We start from the raw sequence: 22,329 nt of genomic DNA, 5'->3' as shown, positions 1-22,329 counted from the left end.
TTTTTTCTGTTGGGAAACCGCTGAAATACCAATCCTTACAGTACAGACATCTAAAACTCGATTTACGCCGTGCGTTTAGCTGGAAGCTTCTTAAAGCTGTCCTATTTCTTTTTTGAGTTCGACAAGGAAGAGCATGGCATTGATGGGGGTCATTGTATTGAGATCCGCCTGGCGTAGCTTTTCTTTTATTTTTTCGGCCTGGGGATCCGGGGCGCCGCCAAAGAGGTCGAACTGTGGCAGCGGCTGCTGTTTGGGGATTTTCTGAGAAAGTGATGAGGCAGCCTTTTTCCGGGTTCCGGCTGCGGCTGCACCGGTTTCAGGTAGGGATGCGGTTCCGTTTGATGACAGCTTTTCGTCACCTTCTCTAAGCTCGTTCAGCTTGCCGTGTTTGTTGGTGATGTCGAGGCTATGCTGCTCGAGATTGTGCAGGATTTCCTGCGCGCGGCTGATGACAACTTTTGGCAGTCCGGCCATACCGGCGACCTGAATGCCGTAGCTGTGATCCGCGCCGCCTTTCACGAGTTTGCGCATGAAAATGACCTTGCCTTCGTGCTCCTTTACCTGCACATTGAAGTTCACGACGCGTTCGTACATGCTTTCCAGCTCGTTGAGCTCGTGATAGTGCGTCGCAAACAGGGTACGCGCGGCTACGGAGGGCTGATTATGCAGGTACTCGGCCAGCGACCAGGCAATGCTGAGACCGTCGAAGGTGCTCGTACCGCGCCCGACTTCGTCCAGCAAAATCAAGGATTTATCTGTGGCATTGTTGAGAATATTTGCGGCTTCGTTCATCTCGACGAGGAAGGTGCTCTCCCCTGCGGCGAGGTTGTCGGACGCGCCGACGCGGGTGAAAATTTTATCAACGAGGCCGATACGTGCGTGCTGCGCGGGTACAAAACAGCCTACCTGCGCCATAAGTACGATCAGGCCGGTCTGCCGGAGAATGATGCTCTTTCCGGCCATGTTCGGACCGGTGATGATGATGAGCTGCTCGGTTTCGGTATCGAGGAAGATATCATTCGGGATGAAGGGCTCACCCAGCGGCAGCGAGCGCTCCACGACGGGATGTCGTCCGCCCTTGATGTCGATGACGGTGGAATCGTCAACTTCCGGCTTAACGTAGTTGAAAAGAAAGGCGGTTTCGGCCAGGCTTTGCAGGCAGTCGATGGCGGCGATGCTTGCGGCGTTTTGCTGAATCTGCTCCGCATATTCGGAGACCTGCATGCGCAGCTCGTTGAACAGCTCGTACTCGAGGGTTGACATGCGCTCTTCGGCGCTAAGCACTTTTTCTTCGATCTCCTTGAGCTCGGGCGTGATGTAGCGCTCGGCGTTGACGAGCGTCTGCTTTCGGATGAAGGTGTCGGGGACTTTCTCCTGATGCACTTTCGTGACCTCGATGTAGTACCCGAAAACTTTGTTGTAGCCGAGTTTGAGGGAGTTGATGCCCGTTTCCTGAATAAGCTGTTTTTGGATGTCGGCGATGTAGCGTTTGCCGTTGCGGGCGATGTCACGGATTTCACGCAGCTCTTCGGAATAGCTTTCGCGGATAATGCCGCCATCGCGCAGGCTCGCCGGCGGATCATCGACGATGGCTTCACGGATGCGCTCCTGCAGTTCGATGAGTCCGGAAAGGCCGTCCCGAAGGCTTACAATAAGCGGCGATTCCTGTTTTTGAAGCAGCATTTTGACCGGCAGGATGCGCTCAAGAGACAGGCGTAGCTGCGTCAGGTCACGCGCATTGGCGCGGCCCGCTGAGATGCGCGAGATCAGGCGTTCGAGGTCGCCAATTTGCTCAAGTTCATCGCGCAGACTGTTGCGGATTTCGTGGGCCTTGAACAGGGCTTCGACCGCATCGAGGCGGCGGCGGATGTCGCGCAGGTTTTTGAGGGGCCGCATGATCCATTTGCGCAGCTCGCGGGCGCCCATGGCCGTTTGGGTTTCATCGAGGATGGAAATCAGCGTGCCTTCGGTGCCCCCCTGCTGCAACGAAGCGGTCAGCTCGAGGTTACGCTTGGTTGAAGCATCGAGCATCATGAAATGGCTGTTCTCGAAGGCGTAAATCCGCCGGATATGCCCCAGTGATGCCTTTTGATTCTCTTTGATATAGTGCAGCAGTGCACCGGCAGCGACCTGCGCAATGGTCAGCTCTTCCACCCCAAAACCTTTCAGCGAATGCGTCTGAAAATGATCGAGCAGCAGCTGATAGCAGTAGTCATGCTCGAAAATCCATTCTTCCTGATAGGTGAGCATGTAGCCGTCAAGGCCATCCGGCAGGTTGCCTTTGAGCTTTTTACTGAGCAGAATTTCAGCAGGCGCAAAGAGGGTGAGGAAGCTTTTAAGTTCCCGCGCGTCGAGCTGCGCGAGGGCGAACTCCCCGGTTGAAATATCAGAGAAAGCGACGCCCGCTGTACTGCCGCTCCAGTGTACGGCAAAAGCGTAGTTGTTTTGCTTGTGTTCGAGCAGCTTTTCATTCAGGGTAACGCCGGGCGTGACGACTTCGGTGACATCCCTATCCACGATTTTCTTTTTTGCCGCTTTGGCTTCGGCGGGATCCTCGGTTTGGTCGCAGACAGCAACGCGGTGTCCGCGCTTTACCAGGCGGGGCAGGTAGGTATCAAGCGAATGATGCGGGAAGCCGGCAAGCGGGGTCTGATCGCCGCCGTTGTTGCGCTTGGTGAGCGTGATACCCAGCTCCTTGCTGATCGTGATGGCGTCATCGGCGAAGGTCTCATAAAAATCACCAACGCGAAACAGCAGAACCGTGCCCGGGTATCTTGCTTTAATCTGATTGTATTGCCGCATCAGCGGCGTTTCGCTCTTGGATGATTTCATGGTTCAGCTGCGCGGCATTTTTTGAAATTGGATTAGCCTTTAAGTATAAGGATTGCACAAAAGGCTTCAAAATACAACCACAGCTGCGCCCTGAATTTGCACCTTCTGATTTTGCGCTCTGATACTGCGAATGATAGCGCTACATGTAGAGGTAAGGCTTCCAGCTGTCATCAATTCTGCCGCCATAATCGCGCAGAAAAACAATATGGCTTGGTCGGTAAGGCTTACTTAGCAGCGGCATTTGGGCTTCACGTGGGGTTCGGTTCCCTTTTTTATTGTTGCAGCGGGTACAGGCAGTTACGAGGTTTTCCCAGCTGTCTCCCCCGCCCCGGCTGCGGGGAATGACATGGTCAATGGTCAGATCGCGGGTACTGCCACAATACTGACACTTATTGCCGTCACGTTTCAGCACGTTTTTACGTGAAAGTACGATGAAACGAAACGGGATGCGCGCATATCGTTTAAGTCGTATCACCGACGGATACTGGAAATCAGTACTAACCGTGCGTATGGTTTTGTTCGGGTAATCGTGCAGCAGTTCCGCCTTGTCAAGAAAGAGCAGCATGAGAGATTTTCGGACATCTACGACGTTCAGCGGCTGATAGTCCTGATTCAGAATTAACACATTGGCATCGAACATGGTAATTGCAGTTAGTTAGCTGTAAGGGAACCCGGGGCGCTGTATTCCGGCTACAGCACCTGCAAGCCGCTCGTTAAACATGAAAGGCGTTGCGTTTCGTTTGTCGCTGTCAATACATTCAATCCGCACATCTCCTGATGCATGAAGCAGCAGCCCGTCGCCACAGTAAAGGCCCACGTGTACAATCCGGATACCGTCAAAACTAAAATAGACCAGGTCGGCTGCCTGCGCGTCTTTCAAATCTTTACTTATGAGCGGATAAGCTTTTATTTGCATGGAGGCGTCGCGGGGAAGCGGAATGCCACAAAGAAAACCCCATTGCTGAACCAATCCGCTGCAGTCAATACCAAAATCTGATCGCCCGCCCCACAGGTAAGGGATGCCCGCAAAGTTCTTTGCGGCCTGCATAAGATCAGCCGGGAGCGGCACACCCGGATTTTCAATTCGGCAGTTTCCGAAGATAAAAGGGATAGTACCGTTTTCTTCCTGTGGCAGGCAGGCACCCAAAGGAACCCGCAGCAGGTTTCCGTTTTCACGCCTGAGCAGCATGCCGGTTCTTTGGTTTCGGACAGTATTATTGATGGAAAAACGCCCGGTTTCGGATGCAGTTCCGGCCCCTTCCCTTTCCCTTTCATACACAAAAGCCTGCGCGACACTCACCCAGCCTTCGTAGCCGTCGTGGTCTGCCCTGACTTTCAGCCAGCGGCCTGTTTCATCTGTCTCCAACAGCTGTGCCGTTTCGCCGAGCAGCAGTTCATTTACCATTTCTGAAGCGTCCCGCGCTTCTCCACGCTGCGGTGCTACTGCGGTTGATATGATTATTTTTTGGAGATTTTCAGAAACCTGATTCATCAGAACAAAATTGATTTGGGAGCTTTGTGAAAGCCTGAATTAAACAAACCCTATCTTTAAATCCAAACTACCACGTCTTTCCTGCAGGATTCACAATAAAATTTTAATACCGTGCAATTCCTAAAAAATACTTATAGGTGCTACAATACCATCCGCTTTCAGCAAAAAAATTACCCGTTTGGCTGTCAGATTCAATTTTTAAAATCCTTATTTTTGGTCAGTCCAAACCTGTATCCGTCCCAAGCAAAAGCCTTTCAGGTACCAAATTTGATTCGACACGTAAATTTATTTTACCGCATGTTTGTGGGATAATGTTCTGATGAACATTGTGCTGAATTCAGCTCCAAACCTGATGCAGGATTGATACACATTTAAAAAATGACTTTGACCAAGGTCAGTTTATCCTAAACCCGTTTATTTTTCATACACCCATGCCTTACAAAAAAGATACGTACAGCACGCTGTACTACAAGGAGCCAGGCCCTAAGCTTGATAAAGAGAGTCCTTTTGAATCTATGATGGAGCGTTTCCGCTTTGCAGCCGAGCTTCTCAAACTTGATGACGGAACTTTTCAGTATTTATCGAATCCCGTGAAGCAGGTCACTGTTTCCATCCCGGTTGAAATGGACGATGGCCGTCTCGAAGTTTTTGAGGGATACCGTGTCATTCACGACAACGTGTTAGGCCCAAGCAAAGGCGGTCTGCGCTTTGCCCCCGACGTGAACATTGATGAAGTAAAAGCGCTGGCTTCCTGGATGACCTGGAAGTGTGCCGTTGTAAACGTACCCTTTGGCGGAGCAAAAGGCGGTGTACGATGCAATCCCCGTGAGCTTAGTCCCCGTGAGCTTGAGCGGCTTACCCGTCGCTTTACGGCAAGCATGCTGGAAGTCTTTGGTCCGGACGAAGACATTCCCGCGCCTGACATGGGCACCAATGAACACACCATGGCCTGGATTATGGATACCTATTCCATGCATTCACGCAAAACCGTAACCGCTGTTGTTACCGGTAAGCCGCCCATTATCGGGGGATCCCTTGGTCGTCGTGAGGCTACCGGCCGTGGCGTTGTAACGGTTACGCTCGCTGCCATGAGCAAGCTGGGCATTTCACCGGTTAATGCGAAAGTTGTTGTACAGGGTTTTGGCAATGTCGGCTCGGTGTCAGCAAAGCTGATGTACGAGCAGGGCGCGCGCGTAATTGGCGTTTCTGATGTAAGCGGCGGTTATTTCAATGCTGAAGGTATCGATATTCCGGCGGCCATTGAGTATGCAGCCCAAAACCGCTTCTCTCTCGAAGGCTTCACCGGCGCAGCGCCCATCAGCAATGAAGAATTGCTCGAACTTGAATGTGATGTGCTGATACCGGCAGCCAAAGAGGATCAGATAAGCCGGGTCAATGCGCCTAACATCAAAGCTAAAATTATTTCTGAAGGTGCCAACGGCCCAATCACAGCCAATGCAGATGCTATCCTGGAAGAAAAAGGGGTACTTGTTATACCCGACATTCTGGCAAATGCCGGCGGCGTTACGGTATCCTACTTCGAGTGGGTACAGGACCGTCAGGGGTATTTCTGGACCGAAGAGCGTGTAAACCGACGCCTGAACCGGATGATGCGTAATGCGTTTCAGCTGATTTTTGACGTGAAGGAAGAATACAACATCACCCTGCGACAGGCGGCATACGTTTATGCCATCAAGAAAGTAGCTGATACCCTGAAACTTCGGGGTATTTACGCCTAACGTAACACCTTATTTTTTCAAAAAAAGGGATGAAATAATTCATCCCTTTTTTTTAGCTTTTCGAAACTGTTTTCCAATTTTCTTTACCCCCATGAAATTTGCAAATGACGCCTTCCAATCTGACCTACACCTTTGAATCTGATTTTAAGGAACTTGACCGCTTACCGGAAATTATTTCGGAGATCGTCACCCATTTTGCCATTTCTGAGGATTTTGAAGCCATTCTGATGCTTGCTGTTTCTGAAGGTATAACCAATGCCATTAAGCACGGGAACAAATTAGACGAAACGAAAAAAGCACATATGCGCTGCGAAATGGATGCTGCCAAAAAACTAATGATCAAGATTGAAGATGAAGGGAATGGATTCAATCCTGACACCATACCCGATCCACTCGCCGAAGAAAACCTTCTCAAGCCCAGCGGACGCGGCGTGTACCTGATGAATCAAACCGCGGATGTCAGCTATAACGACAAAGGCAACATCCTTAATCTCAGCTTTGACGTGAGCAAATCACCGCTTTAATCCCAACTACAAGCCCGCCCGGAAAAAGATATCTTTTCTGACTACGGAACACATTCGGGTATTACACCAATTGAAAGCGTTTTCCGCTACTCGCTTTCACGCAGCCCATCATTTCAAGTTCGAGCAGAGCTACCAGTAGGAGATGTCCCGGCTTATTTAGCTTCTCCGCAAGATCATCAATGTGCCACACCTGATCTTCCATTGCCTGACAAAGCTGACGCAGGTCATCGCGTGAGGAAATATCCTTCAGGGTTTTCCACTTTAAGGGTTGAGGCTTTGGCTCAGGTTTTGTATCCGGACTGATTACCGTAGTCTGACCAAACAGGTCCGGAGCTGAGGGCTGTGTTTCGGGCTTGATGGAACCCAGAAATTCATCGGGTAAACGGAGTTCTTCCAATATATCCTGCAAACACATGGTCAGTTTTGCGTGTCCTTTTTTGATGAGGGTGTTACCACCCGAACCGGCTTCATTGGTAATATCATGTGGAATCGCAAAGACTTCGCGCCCCTGATCAAGCGCCGAATAGGCCGTAATCATACTTCCGCCCGTTGTTGCGGATTCCACAACAAGCGCCCCGTAACTCAAACCACTTACGACCCGGTTTCTCACGGGAAAATTTTCCCGGTCCGGCTTGGTACCGGGGGCAAACTCGGAAATAACGGCACCCCTGTTGGTGGCAATCTTATCTGCAAGAGCCCTGTTTGCAGACGGATACACCCGATCAATTCCCGACCCCAGCACCGCGACCGTTACCCCGCCCGCATCCAAAGCAGCCGCATGGGCGAGGGTGTCAACCCCATAGGCAAGTCCGCTGATGACACTTAGTCCTGCCCCGGCAATATCACGGGAAAATTGTTGTCCGCGCGCACGTCCGTAAACGGTTGGCTTCCGGGTGCCAATTACGGCAATTCCCGGCCTTGAAAGCGCAGATACATCTCCCCGCCCCCAAAGCAGCAGCGGAGGGTCGTAAATATGACGAAGGCGCTTTGGATAGTGCTCATCATCAATGGTTAGCAGCCAGGCATCGGTATGTTCGGTTACACTGAGAATACGGTCAACCTCCTGCCAATCGCCAAACCGGCTGATGGCTGCCGCCGTAGCTTTACCTACTCCCGGAATTTGCAGCAGCTGCCGCTCTTCCGCTTTAAAAACCCGGTTTAAGTCAGGGAAGGCCTCCATCAAACGCATGATACGGGCCGCGCCAAGCCCATTGACCAAACTAAGCCCGATCAGACACTTCACTTGTTGCTCATTCATCTTCCGATATTGTTTGCATCATCATCCAGAGCATCTCCTTTAGCGCATCAAGGTTGTGCCCGGAAGCCGCAGAGATGGTAACATAGGGAATGTCAACTTGCGGTTCTTCCGGCAGCTCGTATCCGGGATGAAGGTCCGCCTTGGAAATGGCCAGCAAACGCGGCTTTTCGAGCAGGTCAGCCCGATACTGCCGAAGCTCTTCGAGCAGAATTTCATATTCGGCTTTAATATCGGTGTTAGCAGCAACAACGAACAGCAGGACGCGGTTTCGCTCAATATGGCGCAAAAAACGCAGTCCAAGCCCCTTCCCCTGATGTGCTTCTTCAATAATTCCGGGGATGTCTGCAATGACAAAGCTGCGGTAATCCGGAAGCTGAACCACGCCCAAATTGGGCTCAAGGGTGGTAAACGGGTAGTCTGCAATCTTAGGCCGTGCGGCTGAAGTCGCTGCGAGCAGCGTACTTTTTCCCGCATTCGGAAAGCCAACAAGCCCCACATCAGCAATAAGTTTGAGCTCAATTTCTACCACGATTTCTTCCCCCGGTTCTCCGGGTTGCGCATAACGGGGCGTTTGATTGGTGGAACTTTTGAAATGCGTATTTCCCAGGCCCCCTTTACCGCCTTTGGCAATAATCAGCTCCTGCCCTTCCTCGGTTACTTCTCCAATGAGTTTGCGGGTTTCGAACTCGTATGCGATGGTCCCCAGCGGAACCGGAAGAATCAGGTCTTCACCACTTTTTCCGGTTGATTGCTGTTTACCCCCGGGCATCCCGTGCGGCGCTTTAATGTATTTTTTATAGCGAAGATCCAGTAGGGTATTCATGTTAGCATTCCCCCTTAGAATGATGTGCGCTCCCCGGCCTCCGTCACCGCCGTCGGGCCCGCCTTTAGGGATGTATTTCTCGCGCCTGAAGTGTGCCGAACCCGACCCGCCGTTTCCGGCCTTCAGATAGATTTTCGCGTAATCAGCAAATCGCATGGTAAAAATAATCTTTGTGGGGGAGATCTCCGGAAAATGCCCCTTCACCTGAATAAAAAAGCCAATGCAGCACGCCGCATTGGCTGAAACCTGAGCCTTGGTTTAAGCTTTGGTATTTTCTTTGTCTTCGTTCTTTTCGTATTTCTTATGCAATACGTTGAGCAGTTTGGCAATGCGGCTTTTGAGCTGTGTGCGGGGAACAATAAAATCAAGGAAGCCATGCTCTAACAGGTATTCTGCCGTTTGAAAGCCTTCGGGCAGATCGCGTCCTATCGTCTGACGAATAACGCGCGGACCTGCAAAACCAATAAGGGCCCCGGGTTCACCCAGGTTGAAATCACCCAGCATGGCATAGCTCGCTGTAACACCACCAGTTGTAGGGTTGGTCATGAGACTGATGAACGGCACCTTGGCTTCGGATAAAAGAGCCAGTTTGGCCGAGGTCTTGGCGAGCTGCATAAGCGACAACACGCCTTCCATCATACGGGCCCCGCCTGATTGGGAGATAATCAGCAACGGAATGCGATGCTCGCGCGCATAGTCGATACCTCTTGCGATTTTTTCACCGACCACAGATCCCATACTTCCACCGATAAAGCTGAAATCCATACAAACGACAACGAGGTCGTTTCTGCGTGACTTGCCTGTCGCAACCCTAACGGCATCTTCAAGCCCCGTTTTTCGCTGCATCTCTTCGAGCCGCTTTGGGTAAGGTTTACGATCTGTAAAAGACAGGGGATCAGATGACGTAATGCCGCTGAAAAGCTCGGTATATTCCTGACTGTCAAACAGCAGGTCGAAGTAACCCTTGCTGCCCAACGAAAAATGATAGCCACTTGCAGGACATACCCAGGCGTTTTCTTCGAGTTCCCGCCGGTGTAAGGTCTCCCCGGTTGAGGGTACCTTTACCCAAATTCCTTCGGGCATATCCTTGGGTGTTTCGGTTACGATATTCGATCCTTTGCGCTTAAACCAGCTCATAAATGTGCGTAATTAAAATTTGATGAGTTTGTCGAATTAGTCTTCATCACAAAAAAAAAGACTTTTTGCTATCCGCAATATATTTCGAATCTAAAAATACAAATAAAATGGATGTTTCCGTCACCTTTGGAAACGGCTGTCGCCTATTCTGCATCAGGCAGGGCATACAGCGGCTCAAACTTCTCCGGGTCCGCTTCTCTGACCCATGATTTATATGCAGGGCTTACAAGCATCTCGATGAGATGACCAGCATGTACTGCTGCTTCATCAGAGACGATTTCAACCGTACTTTTTAGGCTTTCAGGCAGGTTCAAACGGGCTGTTCCGGTGCCTGCGATAACATCTTGCCCGGCAATAAGACCTGCAATCTGATCCAGCGACCTGACAGCTGCGGTGCTCTGCGGTACTAAACCAATTTCATTCTTGCTGCAGAATATCTGATGATATAAATGGGTTCTGCGTGCATTCAGGACTGCATGTATCCGCTGAGGTCTTGCTGCACCATCCTTATTCCTGTTCACAATACCAACCGCTATGGAAGCCAGGGTGTCGGCGGCATAGAAGCGGGCAGCCATGTTAAACAGCATTCCTTTCACGGCGGCAGACGAAATACGGAGTCCGGTGTACGAACCCGGTCCGCCCGAAATAACAACAGCACCGACTTCTTTAAAGCTAAGTCCGGCCCGATGAAGCAGTTTTTCAGCCGATACAAACACCGCTTCTGAGTGAATACCAGTACCGGTTTGAGTTTCTGCATAAGAGTGCCCCCCGGTTTGCAGTGCTACCGAGCAGACAGGGGTTGATGTTTCAAAAGCAAGAATAGTTGTCATCTGCAATAATTTTCTGCGGAAGATACAATCCTGCACTCTAACAGCAAAGCAGAGACAGGAAAAGCCTCGGGGACCGGATTATTAAGACGATATAGCTTTGTATTTTGGTGAATGTATAAAATTCGTTTATGCCGCTTATTTTTTTCATCTGTTGATGTGCACAGTACCTGGCATCATTCAAATCCTAACGGCTTAAGCATTAAGTGTAAACATAAGTTAAATGCAGTTAAGCGACTTACTTTCAGGTGCATAATGGGTTGAAAATAGTTTATTTAGGAATTCAACTAAACAGATTACCGATGCGTCTGACTTTACGCTTAAGTTTTATAATTTCAATAGCAATTATTTCTTGTACGAGAGATAGCGGTGAGGCTGTGCTTAGCGGCACGATCTCAAACGCCCTCTCTGACCGCATCATTCTTTCTGCGGAGCGGATACACTACAAGTTTAGTGACCCGGAGTACATCGAAGCAACAGTCGGTGAAAACGGTTTTTTTGAATTCAGGCTCGATCTTGAGGGAGAGCAGCATTTCAAACTGATCTACAACAACAACAGCTTCCCCGTTTTCATGAAGCCCGGTCAAAAAACATCACTGAGCTTCCATCACGCACATTTTCCCGGAAGTATACGGGTTTCCGGATTTGGTCGCGCGCACTACGAATCGCTCCTTGCTTTTTTGGATGAAACCGAATCTCTTACCCGACACATGGCGCGGGAACGCAGCAGGTTTGTCCGCAGTCAGCCCAATGAATATCTGAATGCCCACCGCAACAAAATTTCAAGAGCCAAGGAGTTTTTAGGGGAAACGCCCTTCAGCTTCCTGATTTATGGCTACATTGGTGAATATCTTGTGGGAAGGCTTCACGAAATAAAGCTCCGAAAAGAGGATCAGAATTTTAATGTAGATTTAGCACGGCTCTCGGTACTGACCGAGGCGCAGCTACAGCGTTTCTTTAGTCATGAAAGCCTTAAAGCACAGCGGGCAGGTATTCGGGATTTCTCCAATGAATGGATTCAGACCTTTGGCATCCAATCCAGAATTCTTTCAGAATCACAACCTGTTCTCAACTGGGTCATCGCGGCCGGAGACGAAGTGCGCATGCACCGCTTACAGCTCCTGGATAGTATTACTGACCCTGACGCACGGCTACATGCGCTCATGTACTTTATTGCCGAAGAACTTGGCGACTTTGATTTTCAGGCCGGTTCGGCTATGCTGGAGGAATTCAGGTCAGAACTCGAGGCAAAGCCGGAATATCTCGCCTTTCTTGAGCATCTCCATTACGAACTCAGCCTTTCGCAGCCGGGAATGGAAGCCATACCCTTTCAGCTGGAAACCTTTGATGGTGATTTCATCTCGCTCGAAGATTTTCAGGGAACCTATCTCCTTCTCGAGTTTTGGGCAAGCTGGTGCCCCAACTGTGCACGGGAAACCGCTGATCTGATTAAGCTGCGCGAGACGTATGGCGAAACCGACCTGCAGATTGTATCTGTATCACTCGATGAATCAGAAGAGGCCTGGCGAGCCGCTCTTAGCCGGATAAACAAACCGTGGATTCATACATTCGACGGAAACGGTTTTGATCAGGAGACCTTTCGCAGCTACAGGGCAGGCAGTATTCCTTACTACGTATTGATCGGACGTGACGGCACCATCCTAAGAAACAATGATATACGTCCTTCTTTGAATCTCGTTGATGTGCTTGATGATCTCATTTACGCGGATCTTGACCATACCTATGCCGGGCAAAACTAAGCCAAGCTTACCCAAACTGCACAACTCAATTACAGACCGGAGTATTTGTAAATATGACGGCTTGCGCTTATCTTATTCAGCAAAACTAATCCGCCTTGATTTGACTTTCAAAAGCGCGACTATAAACAGTTAACTCCGTCTTGAAAAATCTCTATTACTACGATCCGCATCAGTGTCAGTTTGTTGTTGTTGAATACTCAAAAAAGGACAAGATTCTTCATACACTGACAACAAGCCTACTAATAGGTATAGTTGTAGCTGGTTTTTTTATTACATCGCTGGTTTACCTTTCCGGATCGCCGGCCGAACTTGCACTCAGAGCTGAGAACCGTGTACTTCTGAATCAGCACTTACAACATCAGAACGTGATCGGTCAGCTCTCTGATCGTCTCTACGATATTTCATTAAGAGATAACGAAGTTTACAGAACTGTTTTAGGGATGGAGCCCATTAATGAGGATGAGCGCATGGCGGGTGCTGGTGGTGCTGATTTATTTGTTTCTTTTGAAGGCTTAGCCCCTTCGACTACGGCCTTGCTGAGACAAACGTCGTCAGAATTAGAGAATATTGAACAGCGACTGAGAATACAGCAATATAGTTTTGATGAAGTCAGAGAGTTTTATAACCGCAATAATGAAAAAATGCGGCATCTCCCCATCCTTCGTCCCATTGACAGCATCATACTCAGTGGTTTCGGTATGCGTACCCATCCTGTGCTTGGCGTTCGCCGTATGCACGAGGGCCTTGACTTCCGTGCAAGCATCGGAACTCCTATTTATGCCCCGGGCGATGGGGTCATCAAATATGCCGCAAACAGAGCCGGCGGCTACGGACTCACCATCGACATCGATCACGGACATGGCTACATGACGCGCTATGCGCACTTATCTGCGCTTGGTGAGGGCATCAGGGCTGGCAGGCAGGTTACCCGAGGACAGCACATTGGCTATACAGGCCGCTCCGGCGTCGTATCAGGTCCGCACCTTCATTATGAAATACACCGCAATGGCAGGCCCGTTGATCCGCTGAACTATTTATTTGCTGATCTCACCCCACAGGAATATCAGCTCTTTACCCGCATTCACCGGTCACAGCAAAGGGGCTTGCTGGAATAAACCTTTACAGGTTTAGCCCTTGCAAAATGCCTGCTGAGCGATAATAGCGACTGTTGTGAAATATTATCACATATTTATAGTCTGACCCATATGCAGGTTTCATAAAAACCCACATCGCGTATTCATCTATTTGCCCGGATTACTTGCGCGTTTTATATTTTGAAGGAATTCCTGCTCCAGCAATTGGGATTTCTTGACCGTATTTTTGAGCCATACATACCATATAGCTTCTTTTTCGGCTGAAGTAAGGGAAAGCGGAAAACCTGATTCTATCTCCGGCATACGCAGTCTTTTCATTGTCTCATAAAGGGTGATGGCAACGGTTACAGATACATTAAAACTCTCTGAGAAGCCGGCCATTGGTACCTGCACCTGAAAATCGGATTCATTCCTTGCCAAAGCCGATACCCCTTCCTTTTCGGTCCCAAAAACGAATGCTAAAGGGAGATTAAGCGGCAGCTGATCCAGCCGTGTTTCAGCTTCAGGCGTCAGCGTTGCAATTTTGTACCCTTTATTTTTCAACGCTTTAAAACAGGACTCATCTCCGGCTTCCGCCTGCTTAAAAGTATGTAAGGTTAGCCATTGATGTGCTTTGCGGCTGATTTTACTGCTGATATCAAACGTATTGCGGCCTTCAACAGCATACACATCCTGAACCCCAAAACACTCACAGCTTCTTAGCACTGCCGCTGCATTGTGTGGCTGATAGATGTCTTCGAGTACAACCGTTACATATCGGGTACGCTTATCAAGCACCTGCCGCATTCTTGTAAGGCGCTGTGTTGTAACAAATTTTTCTAAATGCCGGCAAATTTGCTTTTTTAAGTCATTTGAATGACCTGAACCTGCACCATTGGCCTGCAATCCGGATATCATGTAATGCTGATAAGAATTTTCAGGAATCAGGTTCTATGAGCTTAAACCCTTTATACCTAACAGTTATAATGTATGGTGTTGTGTCAATCGCACTGATTTTTTTACGAATATAACTTATGTACACATTCACATGATTGGTTTCTTTACGATCCCCGTTTGGCCATACATAATCAGAAAGCTCATCAATACTTACGATACGATTGCTATTTTTAAACAAAAAAGCCATTATCTCAAACTCATTATTGGTAAGGCTCACATCTTTGTGTTTCACTTTAAATGATCTCGCTACCAAATCAATTTTAAGTGAACCACAACTATAGCTCTGATCCGGACTTTGCTGCTTGCTTCTTCGAATGAGCGCGTGTATTCTTGCAAGCAACTCCTTAATTTCAAAAGGCTTTTCAATGTAATCATCCGCCCCATAGTTGAGTCCTGAAACTTTCGTATCCGTCTCTCCGAAGGCAGATAATATGAGAATAGGTGTCGTTATTTTATGATTTCGTATGGCACGGCATACTTCCAAACCATCTATTTCAGGCAGCCCGATATCAAGAACGATACAGTCAAAGTCTTTGGACAACGCATATTGCAGCCCTTGTGTACCTGTTTCCGCAATTTCAACTTCGAACTTATTTTTCTCCAGTACTATTTTTATGAGCTTTATGATATCAACATCGTCTTCGACAACTAATACTTTCATTTTTCCTGTATTTAACTAAAAAATAGTACCAAACTCACTGATTGGTATCCTGCGTAATTTTGACGGTATCGTACCCAATTTGACTAAGGGTGTCAATGATTAGGTGAGGTACGTTATCTGTCATTTTATGATCTGACTCAAGTTCAATCATTCGTGTAGGCACACCATGCTCTTTAATTAAGTTGAGCGCTTCCCGCTGCGCCTCTATCGGGACAATTGTATCTTGCTTGCCATGTATGGCAATCACATTTATGTGCCCGCATTTGCGAAAACGCTTTTCGTTGAAGGACTCTGCTTTCAAACGGCCACCTATCATAATAAGATCATTGGTATGCTTCCATCTGCTGAAGGCAAAATAGCCTGCCTGATACGCACCCATAGAATAGCCGATAATACACAAACGGTTCACATGCAGACGCAGCGTTACGGTATCTATAATAGACTGAATAAACTCAGATGTGTACTCAAGCGACTTTTTAAAGGCACCCTGCTTCCCGTTATACAAATACCACCCAAAACCCCATTTGCCTCTGTGCTTAACTTTCCTGAAATCAGGATACGGTCCCTGAATGAACAAATGATAGGCTTCTATACCCTGAAGCGATATCATCTTTTTTTCAAAACCCTCAATATTTTGTCCGGAACCGTGCAAATACACGATGAGCGGCTTTGGACGATTTTCGCCGGTTTGAAATAGTTTGTAAGGGACTTCTACTTTAAACGATGTTTTACCAGAGCTAAGGACTTCCATTTATGACTAATTGTAGGAGGCTAATGTTACAAAAATGAATGATACAACCATGCTGGTTTGCACGCCTTAGTAATATAAAGCTAATCGGATAGAAAACACGAATGGAATACTCGTAGCAGAAATCTTCTTCCAAAAAAAAGACCTGATTCAACATCAGGTCTTTTTTTCTCAAAATTTATTTCTGTTATTGACTTACTACCGCAATTTTCGATTTTATGCTTTTGGATTTGGTTTCTTCCGAAATCTTAGATAAGAGCACTTCTGCGGGCGGCACAGAGTTAAGAAGCTGCTCTTCAAGCATTTGCGCTAAAGTATTCATATATAAGACAACATCCGCTCTGTTCTTATGACTCATTTCTTTTCTCCGTTCGAGCGGAATACGCATAAGAACGCGCTGATCAGCAAGCCGTTCAAGGTTAGCAATGTCCTGCCTTGTAAGCCCCAGCTCAAGCATGGATGCTATAATGTGATCTATGGTGAGTCCTGTAGCTGTACAGTGTTCTACAGATTGCGTGGTCCAGTCTCCTGCTTTAAGCAATGCCATTTCATGGATTTCAGCGGGTGACAATTCGGTAATGGTTTGGGCCAGATGACCGCAATTACATCGTCCCATGTGGCACCAGTTGTATTCAGCGCCGGAATCGAGACGTTTTGCTGTTTTACGAAGGGCGTCAATCAGCCTAAGATTAGGATTAGTTAGCATAGGAGTGGTTGCAATAGAAATGTTGAATAAAACCAGAAAAGCGTAAGCGTCGCTTTTCAATTATAACTTATGAAGCGCAACAAAGCAAACTGCTGATTCATTTCGAAAAACATAAGTCACATAAAAAAAGGTGATTCGCGGACAGAGAACACCGCAAACCACCTTTCTGAATCTTCAAAGCTGTAAAGCTGAACAGATTTATTTTGCCGGTTTTGTACCGGAAGCTTTTGTAAGTACGACTACCAGGAGGATTAGGACAACCAGCCCGAGTAAAATGACAAACAGAAGATAATTGGGTCCCGGAGGCTGTGCATTTACGTTCCAGTCACTCAGCTTACGGTCAATTGTAGCCATATTTTCAAAGGTAAGCACGCGGCCTTCTACGATAAAGGCATGCCACCTTTCCTTCACATCATTGAACCAGATGCCTGCAAATGTGTTGTAGCGGCTTAACTCTTCTTCGCTACCACCTTCTTCCATGGTTCTTTGGATGGCTCCGTCTATGTGCGTATTAAGCGCAGCATAAAACGAGGCAGAGCTATTGAAAGAGGAAAGGTTAATTCCTGCATTTGCAAAACTGTTTTCGAGTGAACGCCAGACGCTCTGCTCAATCCGGTTATTCCAGGTTGTCATCAGGTCGTTAACCTGTTCAACCTGCTCCTGCTGCGATGCAGAGGATTCATACATTTCGGCGAGGCGTGTCCCCAGGCTTCCCCATGATTCTGAAAAACGCTGCTGAACCGTACGCAGGCGCAGAAACTCTTCGCTTGATAAATCGCCGTGCGTATCAATGAAATCAATATTGCTTTCGACAATTCCTTGAATGTGTCCTACAACGTTTTCACGGTCTGCGCGCAGCGTCATTTCCTGTCGCTCAGCTGCGGTCAGGCTTGCGATATCAAGGTTATCGTAGGCTACAAACAGGGAATCCACAAGATTCAGGATGAAATCGTCGCGTGAATCGAGCTCACGTCTCAGACTCTGTGCCATTGCTCTGTTCGCATTTCTGTCGCGTGTCATGCTTTGGAGCTGCGAACGCAGGCTTTCTGTTTCGTCGCTGAAACGTTCGAGTTCGGAGGTAAGCTCCGAAATCTGATTTGTCAGCTCTTCTATGGTCTCCGCCTGCTCTCCGATACGGACGAGGTAAGCGCGTGCCGCACGGGAAATTTCACGAAGATTGCTGATTTGCGCCGTAAACTCATCCGGATAAATAAACCGGTTGATAAGCGATGCGTGCTCATCAAACTCACGCTCAAGCTGATTGATTCGCAGGATAACATCTTCGGCATCCTGAAGACTTTCAATATTCTGAAGTTGCCCCATTACAGCATTGTACTCCGTCTGATAGGAGCGAACAATTTGAAAATCAGACTGCTGTGCAATAATATCCTGATTTATCCCTGCAAAAAATATCAGGAACAAAGGGATGAAGCATGCTCTGACAAAAAGATTCATGATAAAAATACTTTGGTTTGTTTGTGTTTTAAAATCTTAATACGCAATAGCGTGTGTGGGCTTAATTTAGTCCGGTTGCGGAAAGACTGAAGGTGCGGTCGCCGTCAACGAGCTGAATGAAGGGTGCCCGCTGGTTAAATGCAGGGTTTTGCAAACGCTCTCCGGGTATTCTTACCGTTTCAGCTTCTTTTAACTCACCTTCGCCGCTTTCAAGAATAAATACATGACGGAAGCCGGGGGCAGTCAAAAAGTACAGCCCATCCTGATTACGAATCATGTGGACACTTGTGCCCGCAAAGTCGGCACGGCTGATATTTTCTTTCTCAAGAATTTTGTCCATGCTGAAGGTAAGTCCGGAGCGGGTATCTGAGACATTGGCTTCTGCATCCGCCTCCATTACCATTTCAAAGGGGTGGGCAAAATTCACATTTTGAATTACCATCTGACCGCCACAAGCTGAAAGCGTTAGCGTCAGTAGCACAAGCATGGATATATGAATTAGATTCTTTGTCATCATACTGTTTTAGGGTTATTTAGGGTCGTGTGATAATATTGAAAATTACGGCAATTGCAGCTACAAAATACGCAAATATCAGAGCGTTATTACGGCCTCAAAAAGCCCGTTTTTATCGAGCTTGTCTTTTCCGTTAAGGAAACTGAGGTTTATCAGAAACGAATAGCCGACAATTTCGCCACCTAATTTCTGCACCAACTCAGTAGCTGCCGCGGCAGTACCACCTGTTGCAATTAAATCGTCATGGATAAGTACCCGCTGTCCTTTTTTTACGGCATCACTATGCATTTCAACCGTATCTGCGCCATATTCAAGTTCGTAGCTTGCTGCAATTTTATGAAAAGGCAGCTTATTGGGCTTACGGACGGGTATAAAGCCTGCACCCAGATTTTGGGCTACGGACGGACCAAACAAGAAACCACGTGATTCAAGTCCTACCACAAGATCGATTTCTTTACCACGATAAGGACGTGTAAGGGCTTCGGTGGTGATTTTCAAAGCTTCAGGATTTTGCAGCAGCGGCGTGATATCTTTGAAAATAATCCCTTTCTTGGGGTAATCCGGAATATCACGAATGCACGACAGCAAAAACGCGTGCTCATCTTTAGTTATGGAATCCATAGCACTCTTCCCCGGGACAGATCATAGATTGTTGATGAATATAAAAACGACAATTTTACCATTTGAATGCTTACATTTCTAATAACTAACTAAAATACTGAATTAATCACGACTTAAAAAATTGGCCCCGTTTCAGCAACCTACAGATCCTTCTGCATGGCGCAATCATCAGCGATTTATGCGCCTTGCCTTGAATGAGGCTCAGCTCGCAATGCAGAAGGGAGAAATACCGGTTGGCGCAGTGGTAGTCCATAAAAATCAGGTGATCGGACGTGGTCATAATCTTGTGGAGACCTTAAGCGATCCTACCGCCCATGCTGAAATGCAGGCAATTACAGCTGCCTGCAGCACGCTGAACGATAAATTCCTGAAGGAATGTACGCTCTATGTCACGCTTGAACCATGCCCGATGTGCGCCGGCGCTTCTGTGCTTGCACGTCTGAAGCAGATTTGCATAGGCACCCTTGATTCCAAAACAGGTGCCTGTGGTACTATGATGAACGTTTCATCCAACCAAAAGCTCAATCATCAGGTTGAAATTGTACACAGTATACTCGAAGAAGAATGCAGTGCGCTGTTAAAGCTTTTCTTCAAAGGCAGACGATAAGACCTGTAGCCATAATTCAGGTTTCGTACAGCTTATGTGCCTTGATATAGGCGCTCACTTCATCAGGAACGTCATGCGAAAACTGTTCGGTACGCAGTTTCGCACGTGCATCGGTTGAGGAAACAGCTACAGGCTGATGGTTCAGAAACTGCACAGACTTCAGGACTTCTTTGGGAATCGCATCAGCTGAAAAGGCAGGTCTCAGGGCTACAAGCAGTTTTGTTGTTTTCAGTATTTCATCATACCCATGCCATGCGGTAAAATGACGCAGATTATCGCTCCCCAGACACAGCATGAAGCTGTAAGCAGGATATTTCGCACGTAAGGTCCGCAAGGTTTGCAGGGTGAAGCTGGGCTTCGGAAGCTCCTGTTCAATTTCGCAAACCCGAACCCGCATTTCATCCTGAAATGCAAGTTTAAGCATCGCTGAGCGGTGCCTGAACGGGCAAACGGCCCCATTGTGCTTAAATGGGGATTGCGCAGCAGGGGTAATCCAAACTTCATTTACAGCGCCGTCTGATAAGACCGATTTCACAACGGAAACATGCCCTTTGTGTACCGGATCAAAACTGCCCCCGTAAATACCGATTATTTTTGCCCCAGCTGTCTGTCGCATAATTTGATGGGACTACCAGCCCGTCCGGTAACCCTGTCAAAGCTTCAGCTTTGCTGGGTTACATCCGGCTTCTAAAGGTTCGCAAGCTGACTTACTGCCTGATCACGCCCTTGTACCGCACGGTCGAAATATTCTTCAGCCAATGAACGGTTCGCACCGCGCGGAAACAGCTGCACATAGGTCTCATAGGACTCGATTGCCTTGTTAAAGCGTTCTTCCTGACGGTTGAGCGTGCTGTTTTCAGCAAAATAAACCCAGGCCCGAATCTGATTTGCCTGTGATTTTTCTGCAAAACTGGTTTCAGGGTATCTGTCGATCGTAAGACCGTAATAGATGGCAGCAGCCCTGAAGTTTACGGCCGTTCTGCGCCCCAAACGCATATACTGATTGGCGGCAGAAAAATTCTTTTGCGCCAGTTTTTCACGCATTTCATCAATATACTGAACCGCTTCTTCGACCCGGGGCGACGCCCTGTTTCGGCTCACAAACAGCTGAAAAAGTTCGATTGACTGAAACGTGTCTGTCTGATCAAGCTCGTAGCGGGGACTCAGCAGGTAATAGCTGTAAGCTTCCATAAACTGAGCGTCAGGTGATCTGTCGGAGCGGTTGAAGAAGATGTGATAGCGCTGATATTCAGAAGCAGCTAAGCGATATTGTCTGTTTTTAAAATAGCTCTCTGCCAGAAAAAACTGTGCTTCCTGCCCGATATCCGTGCCGCGACCAACGGTAATTACCGTTTCAAAAGCCTGTGCCGCGTCACCGAAACGCCCGCGGTCATAAAAAGCCATCGCTTTATCGAAGGCTACTTCAAGAGAGTCTCCCGGACGGATTTGATTTTGATTGGTACAACTGAGTAAAAGGGAGCTGCCCAGAATTAGGGTCAGCAAAATTAAAACTGATGATGAGGATAACTTCAAAGCTTACGTTTTGGACGTTAATGAAAGTGAGCGGAACCTTGGTTTAGTTTTCGCGATCCCTGAGAGTTTCAATCAGATGAAGAATCGCCTGTTTATAGGCCGAATCTTCGAAATGACGAAGCGCAGAAAGGCATGAAATATAATGATTTTTTATGGCTTCTTCTGAATCGGCGAGTACGCCAAGTTTTTCATAGGCGTCCACAACGAAGCGAACATCTTCTTCCGTACATGAAAAGTTTTGGAGAATGGCCAAAATGCGGCTTTTTTTTTCCGGCTGAGCACGTTTTAAGGCTTCTATACTTAACCACGTTTTTTTGCCTTCATAGATATCGCCGCCTACCCGTTTACCGAATTTGTCGGGGTCAGCAACAGCATCCAACAGATCATCCTGTATCTGAAAAGCAATACCGGCTTCGAGACCAAGCCGTCCGATGGTTTCGACCGTTTCAGAATTGGCACCGGCTATAAGCGCACCCATCTTCAGGGAAGCGTCGAGTAAGGCGGCCGTTTTACAGCTTATCATGTGGATGTAATCGTCAAGGTCCACTTCAAGGGCTGTCTCAAACTCCATATCAAGGGCCTGCCCTTCGCACACAATGCGTGTAGCTTCTGAAAAGATGTGATGAAGCTGCCCAAAGAGTTCCGGCGGAAATCCGTTTTCGGGTGTGTAGTGGTTTAATTGCTGAAATGCCATGTTGAACATCACATCGCCGCTCAAAATAGCCACGTTCGTATCCCACCGAACATGGACCGCGGGCTTTCCCCTGCGGGATGAAGCCTGATCCATGATATCATCATGAATGAGTGTGAAATTATGCAGGAGCTCAACTGCGAGTGCTGCATTAACAGCCTGCCGGGGATCACCACCGCACATGCCACAGCCGATCATTACAAGCTTGGGACGTATGCGTTTGCCGCCGAGACCCAGGGTGTAGCACACCGGGTCATACAGACTTTTAGGCCGCGAAGGGACAGGAAGCGCATTGAGTGCTTCGATGATTAAACTGGAAAGGAGTCTGTCAGTATTCAAACCAAAAAAGTATCATTAAAAATTGCTGAGCA

Annotated in this window: 22 protein-coding genes; 5 read left to right on the top strand and 17 right to left on the bottom strand. The window is 47.9% G+C overall.

The window, feature by feature from the left end:
* Window positions 1-90 precede the first annotated feature (90 nt).
* The 3 genes from mutS to CYPRO_RS08060 all read right to left on the bottom strand — a co-directional run bounded on the left by mutS (window position 91) and on the right by CYPRO_RS08060 (window position 4,324).
* Window positions 91-2,832, bottom strand: a complete 2,742-nt coding sequence (mutS, locus tag CYPRO_RS08070) for a DNA mismatch repair protein MutS (protein ID WP_114984129.1) — start codon at window positions 2,830-2,832, stop codon at window positions 91-93.
* Window positions 2,833-2,971: 139 nt separating this feature from the next.
* Entirely contained in the window at window positions 2,972-3,472 is a 501-nt protein-coding gene (locus tag CYPRO_RS08065; RefSeq protein WP_114984128.1) for an HNH endonuclease, read from the bottom strand.
* A 15-nt stretch (window positions 3,473-3,487) separates the two neighbouring features.
* Window positions 3,488-4,324, bottom strand: a complete 837-nt coding sequence (locus CYPRO_RS08060; protein WP_114984127.1) for a C40 family peptidase — start codon at window positions 4,322-4,324, stop codon at window positions 3,488-3,490.
* A gap of 461 nt (window positions 4,325-4,785) precedes the next feature.
* On the opposite strand from CYPRO_RS08060, the gene CYPRO_RS08055 reads away from it, so the two are divergent.
* Both CYPRO_RS08055 and CYPRO_RS08050 read left to right on the top strand, forming a co-directional pair.
* A complete protein-coding gene (locus tag CYPRO_RS08055; protein ID WP_408625761.1) occupies window positions 4,786-6,063 on the top strand; it encodes a Glu/Leu/Phe/Val family dehydrogenase in 1,278 nt (425 codons plus the stop codon).
* A 104-nt stretch (window positions 6,064-6,167) separates the two neighbouring features.
* Complete coding sequence (locus tag CYPRO_RS08050) at window positions 6,168-6,587, top strand: ATP-binding protein (RefSeq protein WP_124245569.1); 420 nt, start codon at window positions 6,168-6,170, stop codon at window positions 6,585-6,587.
* Window positions 6,588-6,648: 61 nt separating this feature from the next.
* On the opposite strand, the gene dprA is transcribed toward CYPRO_RS08050, so the two are convergent.
* The 4 genes from dprA to tsaB all read right to left on the bottom strand — a co-directional run bounded on the left by dprA (window position 6,649) and on the right by tsaB (window position 10,635).
* Window positions 6,649-7,845 carry a DNA-processing protein DprA gene (gene dprA / locus CYPRO_RS08045; RefSeq protein ID WP_114984124.1) on the bottom strand — a complete coding sequence of 399 codons (1,197 nt, stop codon included), beginning with the start codon at window positions 7,843-7,845 and terminating at the stop codon, window positions 6,649-6,651.
* A complete protein-coding gene (gene obgE / locus CYPRO_RS08040; RefSeq protein ID WP_408625760.1) occupies window positions 7,838-8,833 on the bottom strand; it encodes a GTPase ObgE in 996 nt (331 codons plus the stop codon). The genes dprA and obgE overlap by 8 nt, the downstream gene beginning before the upstream one ends.
* A gap of 93 nt (window positions 8,834-8,926) precedes the next feature.
* Window positions 8,927-9,805 (bottom strand): acetyl-CoA carboxylase, carboxyltransferase subunit beta, encoded by an 879-nt coding sequence (gene accD, locus CYPRO_RS08035; RefSeq protein ID WP_114984123.1) that lies wholly within the window; start codon window positions 9,803-9,805, stop codon window positions 8,927-8,929.
* A gap of 143 nt (window positions 9,806-9,948) precedes the next feature.
* Window positions 9,949-10,635 (bottom strand): tRNA (adenosine(37)-N6)-threonylcarbamoyltransferase complex dimerization subunit type 1 TsaB, encoded by a 687-nt coding sequence (tsaB, locus tag CYPRO_RS08030; protein ID WP_114984122.1) that lies wholly within the window; start codon window positions 10,633-10,635, stop codon window positions 9,949-9,951.
* Between the two features lie 299 nt (window positions 10,636-10,934).
* Between tsaB and CYPRO_RS08025 the strand changes: the two genes are divergently transcribed.
* On the top strand, window positions 10,935-12,392 hold the full coding sequence (locus tag CYPRO_RS08025) for a TlpA family protein disulfide reductase (protein ID WP_114984121.1): 1,458 nt from the start codon (window positions 10,935-10,937) through the stop codon (window positions 12,390-12,392).
* 140 nt (window positions 12,393-12,532) lie between these two features.
* Window positions 12,533-13,507: a M23 family metallopeptidase gene (locus tag CYPRO_RS08020; protein WP_114984120.1), complete on the top strand. Its 975-nt coding sequence runs from the start codon at window positions 12,533-12,535 to the stop codon at window positions 13,505-13,507.
* 126 nt (window positions 13,508-13,633) lie between these two features.
* On the opposite strand, the gene CYPRO_RS08015 is transcribed toward CYPRO_RS08020, so the two are convergent.
* The 7 genes from CYPRO_RS08015 to CYPRO_RS07985 all read right to left on the bottom strand — a co-directional run bounded on the left by CYPRO_RS08015 (window position 13,634) and on the right by CYPRO_RS07985 (window position 19,127).
* The gene (locus CYPRO_RS08015) at window positions 13,634-14,272 is read right to left on the bottom strand and encodes a TrmH family RNA methyltransferase (RefSeq protein ID WP_240644875.1); all 639 of its coding nucleotides are present in this window, start codon (window positions 14,270-14,272) and stop codon (window positions 13,634-13,636) included.
* Window positions 14,273-14,402: 130 nt separating this feature from the next.
* Window positions 14,403-15,083, bottom strand: coding sequence for a response regulator transcription factor (locus tag CYPRO_RS08010; protein WP_114984118.1), 681 nt, complete (start codon window positions 15,081-15,083; stop codon window positions 14,403-14,405).
* A 34-nt stretch (window positions 15,084-15,117) separates the two neighbouring features.
* Window positions 15,118-15,834, bottom strand: coding sequence for an alpha/beta hydrolase (locus tag CYPRO_RS08005; RefSeq protein ID WP_114984117.1), 717 nt, complete (start codon window positions 15,832-15,834; stop codon window positions 15,118-15,120).
* Window positions 15,835-16,018: 184 nt separating this feature from the next.
* The gene (locus CYPRO_RS08000) at window positions 16,019-16,537 is read right to left on the bottom strand and encodes a hypothetical protein (RefSeq protein WP_205730348.1); all 519 of its coding nucleotides are present in this window, start codon (window positions 16,535-16,537) and stop codon (window positions 16,019-16,021) included.
* Between the two features lie 198 nt (window positions 16,538-16,735).
* Window positions 16,736-17,992, bottom strand: a complete 1,257-nt coding sequence (locus CYPRO_RS07995) for a coiled-coil domain-containing protein (protein WP_114984116.1) — start codon at window positions 17,990-17,992, stop codon at window positions 16,736-16,738.
* Between the two features lie 61 nt (window positions 17,993-18,053).
* Window positions 18,054-18,479: a hypothetical protein gene (locus CYPRO_RS07990; RefSeq protein ID WP_114984115.1), complete on the bottom strand. Its 426-nt coding sequence runs from the start codon at window positions 18,477-18,479 to the stop codon at window positions 18,054-18,056.
* Between the two features lie 105 nt (window positions 18,480-18,584).
* Window positions 18,585-19,127: an adenine phosphoribosyltransferase gene (locus CYPRO_RS07985; protein WP_114984114.1), complete on the bottom strand. Its 543-nt coding sequence runs from the start codon at window positions 19,125-19,127 to the stop codon at window positions 18,585-18,587.
* A 121-nt stretch (window positions 19,128-19,248) separates the two neighbouring features.
* Between CYPRO_RS07985 and tadA the strand changes: the two genes are divergently transcribed.
* Complete coding sequence (tadA, locus tag CYPRO_RS07980; protein WP_270049199.1) at window positions 19,249-19,734, top strand: tRNA adenosine(34) deaminase TadA; 486 nt, start codon at window positions 19,249-19,251, stop codon at window positions 19,732-19,734.
* A gap of 16 nt (window positions 19,735-19,750) precedes the next feature.
* Here the strand turns inward: tadA and nadD are convergent, their stop codons facing one another.
* The 3 genes from nadD to CYPRO_RS07965 form a co-directional block, all read right to left on the bottom strand.
* A complete protein-coding gene (gene nadD, locus CYPRO_RS07975) occupies window positions 19,751-20,350 on the bottom strand; it encodes a nicotinate (nicotinamide) nucleotide adenylyltransferase (protein ID WP_114984113.1) in 600 nt (199 codons plus the stop codon).
* A gap of 71 nt (window positions 20,351-20,421) precedes the next feature.
* Complete coding sequence (locus tag CYPRO_RS07970) at window positions 20,422-21,237, bottom strand: outer membrane protein assembly factor BamD (RefSeq protein WP_164682645.1); 816 nt, start codon at window positions 21,235-21,237, stop codon at window positions 20,422-20,424.
* A 73-nt stretch (window positions 21,238-21,310) separates the two neighbouring features.
* Window positions 21,311-22,297: a polyprenyl synthetase family protein gene (locus CYPRO_RS07965; RefSeq protein ID WP_114984111.1), complete on the bottom strand. Its 987-nt coding sequence runs from the start codon at window positions 22,295-22,297 to the stop codon at window positions 21,311-21,313.
* Window positions 22,298-22,329: the final 32 nt, after the last annotated feature.

It is taken from the genome of Cyclonatronum proteinivorum, from assembly GCF_003353065.1.
Lineage (GTDB): Bacteria > Bacteroidota > Rhodothermia > Balneolales > Cyclonatronaceae > Cyclonatronum > Cyclonatronum proteinivorum.
The sequence above is the reverse complement of the archived record's forward strand: the minus strand, read 5'-3'. Positions and strand labels throughout refer to the sequence as shown.